The sequence below is a fragment of the Sphingobacterium spiritivorum genome (genome assembly GCF_016724845.1).
Classification (GTDB): Bacteria; Bacteroidota; Bacteroidia; order Sphingobacteriales; family Sphingobacteriaceae; genus Sphingobacterium; species Sphingobacterium spiritivorum_A.
Genome location: NZ_CP068082.1, coordinates 3,072,906 through 3,089,707, shown reverse-complemented (window position 1 = coordinate 3,089,707; position 16,802 = coordinate 3,072,906). Strand labels below are relative to the sequence as shown.

Genomic DNA, 16,802 nt, shown 5'->3' with positions numbered 1-16,802 from the left:
CTCCCAATTAGTTAATAATTGTTAATTAACATTTATTAATTATCCCGTTAAATATATTTTAATATTATTGTAGCATAATCAATAAACCCTTTATGAAATTAGTGCTACTCGGGCTTTTCATGCTTATGTATCAGTTTTCCTTTGCTCAATCTTCCGGATTAATTTCGGGTACTGTACACAATCCCGAAAACAAAGTTTTAGAAAAAGCCACTGTAAGTGTTCTTAACAAAAAAGATTCAACTGTAGTTTCTTATACACTGACTGATGAAAAGGGTAATTTCCGTCTCGTAAAGCTTCCCGTGGAAAGGGAGCTTCTACTCTATATTTCGCACATATCCGGACAACCTTTTCAGCAGACTTTATCTCTTAAGGATCATGAAACAAAAAATATGGGCGTTCTCAAACTATCTGAAAACATGCTGGAAGAAGTCAGTATCACAAGTGCCCCTCCTATCCGGATGTCAAAAGACACGCTGGAATATAACACAGCTTACTTTAAAACCAGACCCAATGCAAACGTGGAAGAATTACTGAAACAGCTGCCGGGACTTCAGGTCAATATGGATGGCACGATCTATTATCAGGGAAAAGAGGTATCTTCAGTCAAAGTGAATGGAAAAGATTTTTTTGCTACGGATTTAAAAATCGCTACCCGAAATCTGGATGCTTCTCTTATCAAAACGGTACAGGTATACAGAGATAAAGGAGAATCAAAGCGAATTGTTGAAAATGAAGAACACCTTCCTGTAACGATCAATCTTAAGTTTAAAAAAGATTTTCTGAAAGCAGATTTTGGAAAAGTTTATGGCAGTGGCGGTACCCGCAAGCGATATGAGGCCGGAGGCCTGTTTAATACCTTCAGAGATACCTTACAATTGAGTTTTATAGGATTCGGTAATAACATCAACAGACAAAGTTTTGACTATGGCGAACTCCAGCAGCATGCAGGACTTGGAAGAGCAGAGAACTACGGGTTTGATAATTTCGGGGGAAGGAATTACTGGGGGATCGGCAATGATGTTGCAGGTGGATTCAATCTCAATAATGACTGGGGAAAGAAAACCAAACTCAATCTCATGTATATGCTTTCCTACAACAATAATGACAGTGAAAACAGGAATAGCAGCACCTCGCTTTATGACGGAGAGAAGCAATTAGGCACATATTTCTCTGACGCCCAAAGCAAAGCATGGAAACACAATATCAAGACCTTGCTTCGGCATCGTTTTGACACAACGGCATATTTTGAGTTTACCCCTCGTCTGCAATTAGAAAACACTAAAAACAAGAATAGCAGTATCGGAGAAAACAGCACGGAATCTGCTATGCTCAACAGAAGTGAAAACAATAGTAACAGAGATCAGAAACAACTGACCTATGAACATGGATTTTTTATTGAAAAGCAAATAACACCAAATCATGTTGTTTCATTCAGAAATAATCTCAACATCAATAGTGGTCAAAATGATAATATCAATGAGCAAATCGCTCTTATATACAAACAGAATGATGGGTCTGCACGCAACATATGGCAGAATATGAATGCGAAAAAAAGATCTAATACCTTCGGAAACTCCTTTAATTATGGCAATAAGACTATAAAAAAGCTCAATTTTGAACTTTACTTCACCTTTAACACTTCCGGTAACCGCTCTATGGAATCACTGCTGCTCAATAAAGATAACACCGGTACGATACGGGCTACGGAACTGGAAAACAGTTACAGATACAGGGATCAGGATTATATTTCGGGAGTAAAGTTCTATTGGAAGCCTGTAGATAAGTTATCCGTTAATTTCGGGACAGCTTATCAGACCAAGAAGAATTATTTTGACTTCCTGGAAATAGCACCGGATATCAATAAAAAACAGAGCTATTGGTTGCCTAATATTTCTGTACGGTATAAAGAACTGGAACTATCATGGGCTAAAGATCTGGAAGGTCCGGAGACACAACAAATTGTCGTCCAGCGCAGGGATCAGGACCCGCTGTATACCGTGTTGCCTTCTCTTGATTTCGATAATATCGAACGCCAGGATTTCAGATTAAGCTACAATAAATATGCACAGAAGTATCAAATGGGAATCAATGGCGGATTTAACTTTAAGAACAGAAGCGTTGGGTACAAAAGCTGGAGAGAGAATGAAACTGGACACTATACCATGCAGGCATTTCAGTCCGGTAAAGTCAGCAGTGCCAATGCTTCTTTCTACCTGCGCTATAATATACTGACCGGCAAAAAATGGCAACTGTACTTTTCTCAAAACTCGAATAGTTACAGCTATCAGAATTACTCCACCATCAATGATATTGCTAATAAATCTACGACCTGGTCCAGTACCTTCACACAGGAATTATCTTTCATGTGGAACAATCTGATCGGCATATCCCCTAAATATACTTTCTCTACCAACCGAAATTTTAATACAGTCAAAGATAATCCGGATTTTATTGAAAGTCAGTACAAGACACATACTTTCGGAATGGGCTTAAATATTAATCCGATAAAAGGATTCTCTCTCGAATCCAGCTATTCTCTCGAAAACAGAGCCAGCGGTCTGAATGCAAGACAAAATTTTAATATTCTGAATGCTTCAGTTTTCTATAATATAAATAGCCAGTCCCAGATCAAATTATCGGGTTTTGACATACTCAATCAAAATAACAGTAATTATTGGGGTGTACAGGGGAATACAACCTATTATGTAAATTCAATTGTCTTACGTCAGTATTTTTTACTGGGATATGTACATAAATTTAATCTGATAAAGGTAAAAGATTAAACCTTTCTGTAAATTGTATGTTTTCAAATAAACACGTGATCTAAAGCAATATTTAAAATGGCATTTGTAGATTATTATAACATATTGGGGCTGGATAAGTCCGCTTCTCAGGATGATGTAAAAAAGGCTTACCGAAAACTTGCCCGGAAATATCATCCGGATCTCAATCCGAATGATGAAACAGCAAAACAAAAATTTCAGGAAATCAATGAAGCAAATGAGGTACTTACAGATCCCGAAAAACGTAAAAAATACGATCAGTACGGAGAAAACTGGAAACACGGGGAAGAGTATGAGCAGGCACAACAGCAATACAGACGAAACCCGGGAGGAGGGAACCCATTTGCAGGAGCAGGTACAGATCCAAATGCATACTCCGGAAATTTTGATGACAGTCAGTTCTCCGATTTTTTCGAGCAGATGTTTGGAAGCCGTCGTGGAGGAGGAAGACAAAGTACATTCAAAGGCCAGGATTTTAATGCGGAACTGCATCTCACCTTACAACAAGCTTATACTACGCATCAGCAGACTTTTACGGTCAACGGGCAGAATATCCGGATCACGATCCACGCTGGTGTAGAAGACGGGCAGAAGATAAAATTAAAAGGACACGGCAGCGAAGGAATAAACGGAGGACCTAAAGGAGACCTCTATATTACTTTTACTATTGATAAGGATCAACGGTTCAGAAGAGAAGGAAATGACCTGTATACTAATCTGGATATCGATCTTTATACCGCTGTTTTAGGCGGAGAAGCGACACTGGACACCTTTGGTGGTAAGGTTAAACTTAAAATCAAACCCGAAACGCAGAATGGAGCTAAGATGCGCTTAAAGGGAAAAGGATTTCCCATCTATAGAAAAGAGGATCAGTTCGGAGATCTGTATGTTACAATCAATGTACAAATCCCGACACAGCTCTCTGAAGAAGAGAAAGCATTATTCAAACAATTAGCTGAACTAAAAAAGTAAGTGATGGAAACTACAAAAATTAAAATAATAGACTTTTGTCATTCCAGAAAGGTGGAGGCATCTTTTATTCAGATACTGAGGGAAAGCGAATTGATCCATATCACTGTAGAGCAGAATGTGGAATATGTGGATGAGGATGAGTTGAGAAATCTGGAACGATTTGCGGCCTTATATTATGATCTGGATGTCAATCCGCAAGGAATAGAAGTCGCACACCATTTGTTGCAGAAGGTAGAACGTCTGCAGGAAGAATTACGTCTGCTACAGGCAAAAATGAGAAGTCTGGAACAGGGCTAACCTTCCGGCGACGTATAGATCTACAATACCCGATTCAGAAAGTGATCTATTTTTTCCAGCATTGGAGTAAACCAGGGCTCATAAAACCAAAAAGTATGGGGCGAAGGATCAAAAGTACAGACTTCCGTATCTGTCCCATACTTTTTCAGCTTCAGGATCATATCATCCCTTCCGGCATGAAACCGGGGAAATGAGCTGTTCAGGAATAAGACAGGAGCGGTTCTTTTACTGACCTGATACAGGGCTGAAGCCTGTTCCCAAATTTTAGGGACCTCTTCATATTTACCTCCCAGCCATAAGGCAGCGACTTCACCTTCCGCAGATTCGGGATGATGAAAGGCTAATATACCGTCTATATTTACAGTCGCCTGAACCTGCTTGCGTCTGTCTGAATAAGTATTGGTTCCCAGCAGGCTGGCAAGCTGACCGCCTGAAGACGTACCCAGTGTTACTATTTTTCGTTTATCAATCTGGTATTGATCTGCATGCTTCCGGGCCCATACAATCGCATCTTCCAAATCATGCACTGCTGCAGGATACTTTGCCTCCAGAGATAATCTGTACCCGACACTGAGCACCACATATCCCCGAAGAGAAAGGTTAGAAGCAAAGCCGGCCATCATATCCTTATCACCCGAACGCCAGCCTCCGCCGTGAATCATAATGACACAAGGATATTTCCGATCTTGTTTAGCAGGAGCATATATATCCAACAGAAGTTTTCTGTCTCCTATTTCTTTGTAAAGAATATTTTTTTGAGTCCGGATATCGTCTCCTTTATATTCGGTAACTGTTCGGATATCCGGAAATTTTTTCCGATCCTTCTGATAAGCGCTGTTAAGTGTAAAACTGGTATCACGCGGAAAATTAGATTGAGCTGATACAGCAGCTGTCAGCAGAATAAACAGAAGAATAAAGAAACTACGTATATACTTCATATCGAATAGCATTTCTTATTGATTTTTCAATGGATTCCAGTCCCCGAAAACTTTTTGGAGAGCATAATCCTTATTATTGTACTTCCTCCATTGCCGGCTCCATGTTACACGTCCCGTAAGATCTGCGGCGCCGGCACCATAATTAGCCACCTCGATGTAAGTGGCTGTCTTATGTTTGTCCGGAAACATTTTATCTCCGTCCCAGGGATCCCAGCCTTTAGCTGTTATATGCTCCCCCAGTTCACAACGGATAAACACTGTTTTGGCATAAGGTCGCCATGGTCTGCCCAGATACACTTTAGTTACCGCTTTATCTTTGGTTATCAGTTTACAATCTTGAAATATAAATCCAAATGCCGATTGTTGGGTCGTAGATGCAGCAGTGATATATGAATTGCTCCGGCTCTCGATAACGCAGTTTTTAAAAAAGGCAGTGGCAGCCCCAAAAATAAAATCGGTCGATCCGGAGATATAGCAGTCCTCTACATAATTTCGGGTACCATCTTTCGCCAGATAAAAAGTATCCTGCCAGCCTGATACATTGCAGTTTTTGACAACTACCCTATCCGCTTCCAGGTGTAAAGCCACAGCCTGACCTACAGGCCCCGCTGTATTTTCAACGGTCAGATTTTCCAGTCTCGTATCATTACCCTGTACCAGAACTGTATAAGACAGGTAAGTATTTATCTTATCAAGACCTTTTGTCTTATCAGGATTGTCCTTTCCTGAAAAGTCATCATACTGGATAATCGTTCCTTCTCTGCTCTCTCCCACGATATGGATATAACGCTTCCACGCCGGAATAATCAATTTCTCACGATAAATGCCGTTCCTTACTAATATCTGTACAGGTTGTTCAAAATGATCTCTTACTGCATAAACGGCTTCCTGTATAGTTCTGAAATCAGCCGTCCCCTGCTGTGCTACCGTGAGTTTCAGAGGTTGCTGCGCAAACACTGCTGTATACAACAGCAGGAACCATATTGTGATCTTAATCTTCATTATCTGATTTTTTCTATCCGCAGCCAATCTACATCTGCATATCCGCTGTCGTTGATCTGCTGATCCCGAATAGCGTACAGACCGAGGGTCGCTCCTATCCATCGCCCGGGTTTAGCCACAAACTTGTCTTCTACCGCTATAAATTTTTTTCCGTCCAGACTATATGACCAGTTACATACAGCCCCTTTCCGGACTTCTACCCGAAGATAAACATATTGTTCCTTCCCCACTTTAGCCAATAGCTTTTCCTGTTCGATTCCTGATTTCAGTCCGTTTGTACATTTTGCATAGTACAGCGCAGGTCCCTCAGCCGATTGCCGGATAAACAGGGTAGAATAATTTTCTCCCAATACTGTGAAACCTGCTCTTTCATTCTTTAACTTATCATTAGGAATAAGCTTTAGCTTCGTTGTAGCCATGAATTCATCTGCAGGCATTTTCTGTGTAAGGATATTTGGTACATCCAGTAAATTCTTATACGAAGAGGGTACGTTTACGGTATACAATTTAAGATGTCCGGCATCACTTGGCATCAGCCAGCTTCCGTCTGGATTTGCCTGCCATTGCCACTGTTTACCTAATAAAGTTGTTTCAAACTCATCGGATTCAGCAGGAGTTGCTACAGGATAAGTCTTCCCCACATTCGGTTTTTTAAACTTCATTACAGGCTCTCCTGTGCCTGTTCCCTTTTTATCGATACCAATCACAGGCCAGTCATTCACCCACTTCATAGGCTGTAAATGTACGACACGGCCATAGGCATCTTTATCCTGAAAATGTACAAACCAGTCTTCGCCGCTTTGTGTATCTATCCATGCGCCCTGATGAGGTCCGTTGACTGGCGTATTTCCCTGATGCATGACTACTTTACGCTCATATGGTCCATAAATATCCTTAGACCGGAGTACCAGCTGCCAGCCTGTAGAAACTCCGCCCGCGGGAGCAAACAGATAATAATACCCGTTACGCTTATATACTTTAGGTCCTTCAATTGTCGGATCCAGTTTATGTCCGTCATATACAATCACTCCCCTGTCCAATACCGCTGTCCCCGCTTCATTCATACGTGCTATTGCCAGGACACTTTTCAGTCCTGCACGACTGCCTGCATAAGCAAAAGCCAGATAATGCTGTCCGTCTTCATCCCGGAAAGGACAGGGATCGATAAGTCCTTTTCCCTCAAATACCAGAACCGGATCGGACCACGGGCCTGCCGCATCTTTTGCTTTCACCATATATATCCCATAGTCAGGATCGGGATAATAAATATAAAACTCATTATTATAATAACGGATAGCCGGAGCCCATACCCCATTTCCATGCTGCACTTTCTGAAATACATCATAAGGCTTCTGTTGCGGAAGGACATGCGTTAAGATAGTCCAGTTAACAAGATCCTTCGAATGCAATAAAGGAATCCCCGGAACATGATTGAAGCTGGAAGCTATCATATAAAAATCATCTCCTACACGAATCGCATCAGGATCGGAATAGTCTGCATTCAAAATCGGATTTTGGTAATAGCCATCTCCCAGATCAGCTACCCAGACACTGGAAGGTGAGCCCTGTGGTTGTTGGGCATACACAAAATGACTTAATGAACTAATACTATACAGCAGGAATGAAATTTTCAATGGTAGTCTCATAGGACAGAAATAAGGTTTACAATTTTTAATGGCTTCTATAAACCATCGGGCAATCGGTCAGTACAAGAATAGCCCATTTACATTAAAATAGCAATGTATTACTACGCAATCGTTGCCGGTATCGATTGCGGATTTATTCCCATGCAAACAGGACTTTTTTCATCTATTAATGAGTAATTTGGAATCACGCCAATCAAATTGTAAACAAAAAACAACCAATTTAAGAATCCATTGCGATGAGAAATTTAGTGCTTTTTACGGTTATGCTATTTACAGGTCTTCAATATGCTGTTGCCCGATCCTATGATTATATTGTTGCACAGGATGGCAGCGGGCAGTTCAAAACAGTACAGGAAGCCTTGAATGCTGTACCTGATTTTCGTAAAACAGTCACCACTATCTACATCAAAAACGGAATTTATAAAGAAAAACTTATTCTGGCCGGATCAAAACAGAATGTCAGACTGATCGGCGAGCAGGTAGAAAAAACCATATTGACATACGATGACTTTGCGCAACGTAAAAATACTTTTGGAGAAGAAAAAGGGACTTCAGGTTCTTCAAGTGTGTATCTCTACGGAGATGGATTTGTTGCCGAGAACCTTACTTTTCAAAATTCTGCAGGTCCGGTTGGTCAGGCTGTAGCAGTATGGGTGGCAAGTGACCGTGCAGTCTTTTCAAACTGTCGTTTTTTAGGTTTTCAGGATACACTCTACACCTACGGAAAAGGTAGCCGGCAGTATTACTATAACTGTTATATAGAAGGTACTGTAGATTATATATTCGGATCTTCGACAGCCTGGTTTGAAGAATGTGAACTGTACTGCAAAAACAGCGGATATATCACTGCTGCATCAACTCCTGATACCGTTGCCTATGGCTATGTTTTCAACAAATGCCGTGTTACGGGCGACAAGGATACCAAACGTTTTTATCTGGGACGTCCATGGAGACCTTATGCGAAAGTCATTTTTATGAATACTCAGTTGCCTTCCTTTATTGCAGCAGAAGGCTGGCACAACTGGGGTAAGGAAAGTAATGAACTAACAGTACTTTATGCAGAATATAATAATACAGGTGGAGGAAGTTTGTCACAAAATAGAGTCAAATGGTCACATCAACTCTCTGAAGATGAAGCCCAAAAAGTGACTTTAGAGGCTGTTTTCAAAGATTGGAACCCTTTATTATCTCTCCGGTAGACAACATTTACCGGTAACGATTGCATAGATTTCTCTTCAATTTTAATATGAAACAACGTACACTTGCTATGAACAAACCAATTATATATTTAGGATACCATATGATGACACAGATCAAAACAATAGTATTGGGTTTAAAGTTTGCGCTCTTTGGATGGTTTACACTATCTTCCTACAATCCGGCTCAAGCACAGACAGCCCCTTCTTTACCAAGCATTAAACAAGTCCATGTAAAAGCCGATACCATCAGCATCGTACGCTTTGGCGCTCAGGGCGATGGGATTTCCCTGAATACACAATCTATTAACAGGGCAATTGCTGAGACGAGTCAAAAAGGAGGTGGAGTCGTATTGATCCCTGCCGGTGTATGGGTGACAGGTCCGATAGAGCTGAAAAGTAATATCAACCTGCATATACAGCGGGATGCTATTCTGCTGTTCACGGATGATTTTGATCAGTATAAATTAGTGGAAGCAAATTGGGAAGGTCAGCCAGCATGGCGTAACCAAAGTCCTATCTCCGGAAGTAATCTTGAAAATATAGCAATCACAGGAACAGGTATCATCGATGGTAACGGTGGTGCATGGCGAATGGTCAAAAAAAGTAAAATGACTGCCTCCCAATGGAAAAAACTCATTGAATCCGGCGGTGTTCTGAATGATGAGAAAAATATCTGGTATCCTTCAGCAAGTTCGCTGAATGGTTCTAAAACCAAAAATCCAAGTGCTGTAGTCCCGGGAAAGACTGCTGCAGACTATGCCGATGTCAAAGATTTCTTCAGACCCAATTTGCTGGTTTTGAATAACTGTAAACAGATTCTTCTGGAAGGAGTTACTTTTCAGAATTCACCTGCATGGAATCTCCACCCCCTATTGTGTCAGGATCTGACAGTGCGCAATGTAATGGTCAGAAACCCATGGTATGCACAGAATGGGGACGGTATCGATATCGAGTCCTGCAAAAATGTATTAGTAGAAAACAGCACCTTCGATGTCGGCGATGATGGTATATGCATCAAGTCCGGGCGTGATGAAGCGGGTCGCCTGCGTGCTGTTCCTACAGAAAATGTTATTATCCGCAACAATGTAGTCTATCATGCGCACGGCGGTTTTGTAATCGGAAGTGAGATGAGTGGCGGAGCCCGCAACATCTGGGTATATGACTGTTCATTTATCGGTACAGACATTGGCTTGCGTTTCAAGACAACCCGTGGCCGTGGCGGTGTCGTGGAGAATATCTTTATAGATCGTATCAGCATGTTTGATATTCCGGGAGAAGCTATTCTGGTAGACATGTATTATGAAGCAAAAGATCCTATTCCGTTGATCGGAGACAAACAGGAAGCGGTCAAAGCAGTTACACTTCCGGTCACTGAAGCCACTCCTCAATTCCGCAATTTCAAAATCAAAGATGTCGTAGTGAACGGCGCCGATAAAGCCATTTTCTTCAGAGGTTTACCGGAAATGAACATCAAGGGTATGAGTCTGGAAAATATTTCCATCAAGTCCAAAAAAGGAATTGAGATCATCGAATCTACAGACATAGAACTGAAAAATGTAAAGGTTATTACACCTGAGACAAAACCGGTCGTGCATATTGACAATAGCCAGAATATAAAATTTTCGACATTCAGTTACCCTGCCGATTCAGAAACACTATTTCAGATCTCCGGAGAGAAAAGCAAGAATATCAATGTTTCCGGTACAGATGTGTCAAAAGCCAGACAGACAACCAATCTGAGCCCGGGAGTATCTAAAAATGCAATCAAAATAGCTAAATAGCAGACCAATAATGAAAAGATTATTCTTCTATATACAAGCCATATTAGTGCTTCATGTACCTTCAGCATTTGCACAGAAAGCTACTTCCGAGCAAATGGCTCTGACCGTCATTGACAAAATGTTTAAGGATGAAACCTTTGTCAATGAAAAGAAAGGTCCGAAATGGACCTACGATCTGGGAGTGACTCTCGAAGGGATGACCGAAGTCTGGCGTAACACCGGAGACGGAGTTTATTTTAATTACATTCAGAGCTGGATGGATCAATATGTAGACAATGAAGGTAACATCAAAAACTATAAACTTGCTGACCACAATATCGATAATGTAAAAAACGGCCGCACCTTGCTGATGCTGTATAAAGTAACGCGAAAAGATAAATATTTAAAAGCTGCATCTATACTGTTTGACCAGCTCAAAGAGCACCCGAGAACCAAACAGGGCGGATTCTGGCACAAGAAGATCTACCCCTACCAGATGTGGTTGGACGGACTTTACATGGGACAGCCTTTCTATACGGAATATGCCGTACTCATGAACAAACCTGAAGTATTCAATGATGTAGCAGATCAGTTTCGCTTCATGGAACAAAATGCCCGTGATCCGAAAACAGGATTGTTATATCATGGATGGGACGAATCCCGTCAGGAAAAATGGTCTGATCCCCAGACCGGCCTTTCCCCTCATGTATGGGCTCGCGGAATGGGCTGGTATACAATGGCACTGGTAGATGTACTGGATAATTTCCCGGCAGATCATCCGCGCAGACCGGAGCTGTTAGCGATCTTGAATCGTACTGCAAAAGCTATTATAGATTTTCAGGACAAAAAATCAGGAGTCTGGTATGACGTACTGAATGTGAACAGAAAGGAGAATTACTTTGAATCTTCAGCTTCAAGTATGTTTGTTTACGGCCTTGCCAAATCCGTGCGTAAAGGCTACATTTCTGAATCCTACCTTCCTGCAGTTCGCAAAGGATATCAGGGATTACTGAAAGAATTTGTTACGACGGCAGGACCAGATCGTGTAGACCTGAATAAGACTGTAGCTGTATCCGGATTAGGAGGTTCGAAGAATTACAGAGACGGATCATTCGAATACTATATGAGTGAGCCGGTTATTTCCAATGATCCTAAAGGTGTAGGACCTTTTATGCTGGCTGCTTTAGAGCTCGAATGGATCAATGCTCCGAAAAAAGGAAAAGGCAAGGTCGTCACTCTTGACAATTATTACAATAACGAATACAAAATAGAGCCATCCGGACTGAAAGAGCCTTACCACTACCTCTGGAATGGAGAAGATAACAATGGTTTTTCTTTTATGGGAAGAATCTTTAATCGTACAGGAGCCAACATCAATACCTTAAGAACAGCTCCTGATGCACAGCAATTAAAAGGCAGCAATATCTACATTATCGTTGATCCGGATACAGAGAAAGAAACTGAAAATCCTCATTTTATGAATGACAAAGAGGCTTCAGCTATAGAAAAATGGGTCAAATCAGGCGGTGTACTCGTGCTCTTATTAAATGATAGCGGTAATTGCGAAATTGCAAAATTCAACACACTGTCCAAAAAATTCGGAATCACCTTTAATGAAGACAGCCGTAACCGCGTACAAGGCAAAAACTTTGAACAGGGAGCAATCCTGATCCCGGAATCAAATCCAATTTTCAAGACAACATCGAAAATATACATCAAAGAAATTTCTACCCTACAGATCACAAAACCTGCTGTAGCCAATCTCACAGATCAGGGTGATATTATCATTGCTACCGCAAAATATGGTAAAGGTACCGTGTTTGCAGTAGGAGATCCCTGGTTTTATAATGAGTATATCGACGGACGCAAATTGCCGGCCGAATATCAAAACTGGAATGCCACTAATGATCTGGTAAACTGGTTAATCAGTCAATCAAAATAACAAAAGAGGACGTATGAAAAAGACTTTAGGAATACTGTTTATACTGATAAGCGCAGGCATTGCACATGCACAGACACAGATAGATACCCTGGCAGATAAAATGTTGCGTTATCAGTTGCCTGTAGGAGCATGGTCCAAACAACTCGCTGACAAATCCACAGTAGATTATTCGAAACCGATAGATAAGTCTCTGGCCGATAAGATCCGCAAAACTACGGATCAGTATGCAACTATAGATAATAAAGCTACATCACGTGAAATTGAATATCTGATACAGGCTTACCACAAAACTAAAAATCCTAATTATCTGAAAGCGGTAGAAAGAGGTATAGAGTATCTGTTGAAAATGCAGTATCCAAACGGTGGGTTTCCGCAGTATTATCCCAATGCCTCTATTTACAGGGGTGAAATCACCTACAACGATAATGCAATGATTAATGCACTGGATATTCTTTACAATGTATCGAACAAACTGGAAGGATATGAAGTGGTACGCTCCGGTCTTAGCAAACGGGCTCAAGATGCTGTAAAACGCGGATTAGACTGTATTCTGAAAACACAGGTCAGACAGAATGGAACTCTTACGATCTGGGCTGCACAATATGATCAGAATACGCTCCAACCGGCTAAAGCCCGCAATTTTGAACCGGCTTCCCTCAGCACTAGTGAATCTATGGGGGTCGTGAAATTTTTAATGCGCCTTGAACAACCTTCTGCAGAAGTAATACAGGCCGTCAAATCAGCCAAGAAGTGGTTTGAAACAAACGATATTGAGGGATACCGCTTTGATTTCAGCAAAGATCCGGAAACGAATAAACCTACACGTCAGCTTGTAAAAGATCCGGATGCTGTAGTATGGGCACGTTTTTATGACCTGAAGGATAATCGCCCCATCTTCGGAGACAGAGATAATTCCATCAAATATAACCTGTCTGAAGTAAGCGAAGAACGGCGTAACGGCTATGCATGGTATGGCGTGTGGCCGCTGAATTTTGTACAGAAAGATTATCAAAAGTGGATAAAGAAAAATAAGATAGAAGAATAAAAGTAAATACAATGATACTCAACCGAAAGAATTTAGAACATATACAGCATACCGGACTGGTCAAACCTGCGGCAGATCTTCTCGATCTTCCCGAAAAGATATTACAGTTCGGAACAGGCGTATTATTACGGGGATTGCCGGATTACTTTATTGACAAGGCCAATCGTCAGGGTATCTTCAACGGTAGGATACTTGTCGTCAAATCTACCAGTCAGGGTGGAGTTGATGCATTTTCTACACAGGATGGTCTGTATACAGTAGCTATACGGGGAATCGAAGAAGGTAAGAAAATACACGAGAATATTATTAACTCATCCATCAGCCGTGTACTCTCCGCAGCAAACGATTGGAAAGAAATTTTAAAAGCTGCACATCGTCCGGAGATGCAGGTCGTTTTCTCCAATACTACCGAAGTCGGGATAGTGATGAGTGAAGACAAAGTAACGGATATGCCTCCATCCTCATACCCGGGCAAGCTGCTTGCGTTTCTATACGAAAGATTCAGCGCTTTTGGCGGAACTCCGGAGAGCGGAATGGTGATCGTACCGGCCGAATTAATCAGTGATAACGCAACCAAACTTCAACAGATCGTATTTGACCTGGCCGAACAAAATAATCTGGACAAACAATTTATCACCTGGCTAAAAGAAAACAACCATTTCTGCAATACACTGGTAGACAGAATTGTACCCGGAAAACTTCCGCAGGACGAACAAAATATACTGGAACAGCAACTCGGATATACAGACGAGCTGACCATCATGGCAGAACCCTTCCGGCTCTGGGCTATAGAATCTGAAGATTCCCGGGTCGCCGAAATACTTTCCTTTGCACAAGCAGACAAAGGCATATTTATCGTTCCCTCCATCAGCAAATTCAAAGAACTGAAATTACGCTTACTGAATGGCACACATACCTTAAGCTGTGCGCTGGCCATATTAGCCGGTTTTGAAACCGTCAGAGAAGCGATGAAGAATGAAGCTTTTACAGCTTATGTCAAAGGTCTTATGGAAGACGAAATATCTGCGGCAATTCTCAGTGACAGCATTAGTCGTGAAGATACAGCTTCATTTGCCAATAGTGTAATTGACCGCTTTAGTAATCCTTCTCTCGAACATAAATGGCAGTCTATCGCGATGAACTATACATCAAAAATGGAGATGCGAAACCGGGAACTATTTGAAAAATGGTATCAAAAATTTGAACATGTCCCGCAGCATATGGCTTTAGGTTTTGCTGCTTACCTGCTGTTTATGAACAGTAAAAGCACAAGTGATGGCTACTGCAGCACTGTAGGAGAAAAGAAGTATATCCTTCAGGATGAACATGCTCCCCTGCTGGCAGGCTACTGGAACGATCCGGAAACACTGGTAGAAAAAGTACTCGCAGATCAAAGTCTATGGGGTACGGATCTGAACAGTTTACCGGGCTTTGCCACCAGTGTAAAGAAACAATTGAATACATTACAAAACAGCGGTGCAAAGTCGGCAATCGAATCTTTACAAGCTGAAAAAACAATTTAATAAACATGGTAACCAGAATTTTAAAAATCCATCCCAATGATAATGTATTAGTGGCTTTACAAAATTTAGTCAAAGGAGAGACCATTATTTATGATGGAGAAAATTACACTTTACTCGATGATATCCCTGCCAAACATAAATTCTTTATGCAGGACATGAATGCGGGAGATCCCATCATGATGTATGGTGTTTTGGTCGGAAAAGCTCAGCACCATATCGGCAAGGGCGGATTAATGGATACTGAAAATACCAAACACGCTTCCGAACCGTATGAATACCGCCCCTACCATTACGAATGGCATGCACCGGACATCTCTAAGTTTGAAGGTCGTACATTCAATGGTTATGTGCGTCCGGATGGTCGTGTCGGCACTGCAAATTATTGGTTATTCATCCCTACTGTATTCTGTGAAAATCGCAATCTGGATGTCATCCGTGAAGCATTGCACAATGAACTGGGCTATGCCGTTACAGATAAATATAAGACCTATACACGTCATCTGGTCGAAGCCTATAAAAATGGTGAAGATCTGTCTGCTGCAGACGAATTATCTTTAGCTGCCAGTCAAAGCAAGGCCGGGCGTCTCTTCAAAAACGTAGACGGAATCAAGTTTCTGAATCATCAGGGAGGATGTGGAGGTACACGTCAGGATGCAGCTGTACTCAGCAAATTATTAGCAGCATATGCGGACCACCCTAATGTAGCAGGTGTCACCATCCTCAGTCTTGGATGCCAGAATCTTCAGGTGAAGGACTTTTTAGAAGATCTCAAAAACCGTAACCCGCACTTTGACAAACCGATGTTCATCTTCGAACAGCAGCAATCTCAAAGTGAAGAACAACTGATCAAGGAAGCGATCCAAAAAACATTTGTCGGACTCACTGAAGTAAACGAAACAGAACGTCAGCCGGCACCAATAAGTAAATTGGTGTTAGGGGTTAAGTGTGGCGGCAGTGACGGGTTCAGTGGTATCAGTGCCAATCCAGCTGTAGGATATACCTCAGATCTACTGGTAACCCTTGGCGGAACAGTACTGCTTGCCGAATTCCCTGAGCTGTGTGGTGCAGAGCAGAATCTGATAGACAGAACTATTGATGAATCTGCCGCACGCAAATTTATACAGCTCATGACAGCCTATAGCAATGCGGCAGAAAACGCAGGTTCAGGATTTCATATGAACCCCTCACCGGGTAATATCAAAGATGGCCTTATAACAGATGCCATAAAAAGTACCGGGGCTGCTAAAAAAGGAGGTAACTCTCCTGTGGTGGATGTATTGGATTACACCGAACCGGCTACAAAACCGGGACTGAATCTGGTGTGCACACCAGGGAATGATGTAGAAGCTACTACAGGTAAAGCTGGCTCAGGAGCAACCTTAATTCTGTTTACCACAGGATTGGGTACACCTACCGGCAATCCGGTCTGCCCCGTTATAAAGGTCGCAACGAATAACGCACTTGCAAACCGAATGGGCGACATTATTGACATAAACACCGGACCTATTATAGAAGGCGAAAAAACAATAGCTCAAATGGGAGAAGATATTCTGGAATATTGTATCAGGGCTGCAAGTGGTGAAATCATTCCAAAAGCTGTGCTGCTCAATCAGGACGATTTTATTCCATGGAAAAGAGGAGTAAGCCTTTAAAATTAGCCGGATACAGAACAAAGAATATTAAAACACAAAAAGT

The 16,802-nt window shown here is 41.6% G+C and carries 12 protein-coding genes; 9 read left to right on the top strand and 3 right to left on the bottom strand.

The features are described 5' to 3' along the window. Positions 1-92: 92 nt before the first annotated feature. Genes I6J03_RS12950 through I6J03_RS12940 form a run of 3 tightly spaced genes read left to right on the top strand, consistent with a single transcriptional unit; the run spans position 93 to position 4,052 of the window. The gene (locus tag I6J03_RS12950) at positions 93-2,783 is read left to right on the top strand and encodes a carboxypeptidase regulatory-like domain-containing protein (RefSeq protein WP_003011640.1); all 2,691 of its coding nucleotides are present in this window, start codon (positions 93-95) and stop codon (positions 2,781-2,783) included. A 57-nt stretch (positions 2,784-2,840) separates the two neighbouring features. Beyond that, complete coding sequence (locus I6J03_RS12945; protein ID WP_003011637.1) at positions 2,841-3,755, top strand: DnaJ C-terminal domain-containing protein; 915 nt, start codon at positions 2,841-2,843, stop codon at positions 3,753-3,755. Positions 3,756-3,758: 3 nt separating this feature from the next. Further along, positions 3,759-4,052 carry a chaperone modulator CbpM gene (locus I6J03_RS12940; protein WP_232279847.1) on the top strand — a complete coding sequence of 98 codons (294 nt, stop codon included), beginning with the start codon at positions 3,759-3,761 and terminating at the stop codon, positions 4,050-4,052. A 20-nt stretch (positions 4,053-4,072) separates the two neighbouring features. Here I6J03_RS12940 and I6J03_RS12935 read toward each other — a convergent pair whose 3' ends face one another. Genes I6J03_RS12935 through I6J03_RS12925 form a run of 3 tightly spaced genes read right to left on the bottom strand, consistent with a single transcriptional unit; the run spans position 4,073 to position 7,638 of the window. After that, complete coding sequence (locus I6J03_RS12935) at positions 4,073-4,990, bottom strand: alpha/beta hydrolase (protein WP_232279846.1); 918 nt, start codon at positions 4,988-4,990, stop codon at positions 4,073-4,075. 15 nt (positions 4,991-5,005) lie between these two features. Next, a complete protein-coding gene (locus tag I6J03_RS12930; RefSeq protein ID WP_003011632.1) occupies positions 5,006-5,992 on the bottom strand; it encodes a pectinesterase family protein in 987 nt (328 codons plus the stop codon). Beyond that, positions 5,992-7,638, bottom strand: a complete 1,647-nt coding sequence (locus I6J03_RS12925; protein WP_050767825.1) for a glycoside hydrolase family 43 protein — start codon at positions 7,636-7,638, stop codon at positions 5,992-5,994. The genes I6J03_RS12930 and I6J03_RS12925 overlap by 1 nt, the downstream gene beginning before the upstream one ends. 236 nt (positions 7,639-7,874) lie before the next feature. Here I6J03_RS12925 and I6J03_RS12920 point away from each other — a divergent pair, with 236 nt between their 5' ends. Genes I6J03_RS12920 through I6J03_RS12895 form a run of 6 tightly spaced genes read left to right on the top strand, consistent with a single transcriptional unit; the run spans position 7,875 to position 16,759 of the window. Further along, a complete protein-coding gene (locus tag I6J03_RS12920; protein ID WP_003011629.1) occupies positions 7,875-8,837 on the top strand; it encodes a pectinesterase family protein in 963 nt (320 codons plus the stop codon). 47 nt (positions 8,838-8,884) lie between these two features. Then, positions 8,885-10,618, top strand: coding sequence for a glycoside hydrolase family 28 protein (locus tag I6J03_RS12915; protein ID WP_003011627.1), 1,734 nt, complete (start codon positions 8,885-8,887; stop codon positions 10,616-10,618). A gap of 10 nt (positions 10,619-10,628) precedes the next feature. Then, positions 10,629-12,539, top strand: a complete 1,911-nt coding sequence (locus I6J03_RS12910) for a glycoside hydrolase family 88 protein (RefSeq protein ID WP_003011625.1) — start codon at positions 10,629-10,631, stop codon at positions 12,537-12,539. A 13-nt stretch (positions 12,540-12,552) separates the two neighbouring features. Beyond that, positions 12,553-13,584: a pectate lyase gene (gene pelA, locus I6J03_RS12905; protein WP_003011623.1), complete on the top strand. Its 1,032-nt coding sequence runs from the start codon at positions 12,553-12,555 to the stop codon at positions 13,582-13,584. A gap of 11 nt (positions 13,585-13,595) precedes the next feature. Next, the gene (locus tag I6J03_RS12900) at positions 13,596-15,107 is read left to right on the top strand and encodes a tagaturonate reductase (protein WP_003011621.1); all 1,512 of its coding nucleotides are present in this window, start codon (positions 13,596-13,598) and stop codon (positions 15,105-15,107) included. A 5-nt stretch (positions 15,108-15,112) separates the two neighbouring features. Then, positions 15,113-16,759 carry a UxaA family hydrolase gene (locus tag I6J03_RS12895; protein WP_003011618.1) on the top strand — a complete coding sequence of 549 codons (1,647 nt, stop codon included), beginning with the start codon at positions 15,113-15,115 and terminating at the stop codon, positions 16,757-16,759. The last annotated feature ends 43 nt before the right edge of the window (positions 16,760-16,802 follow it).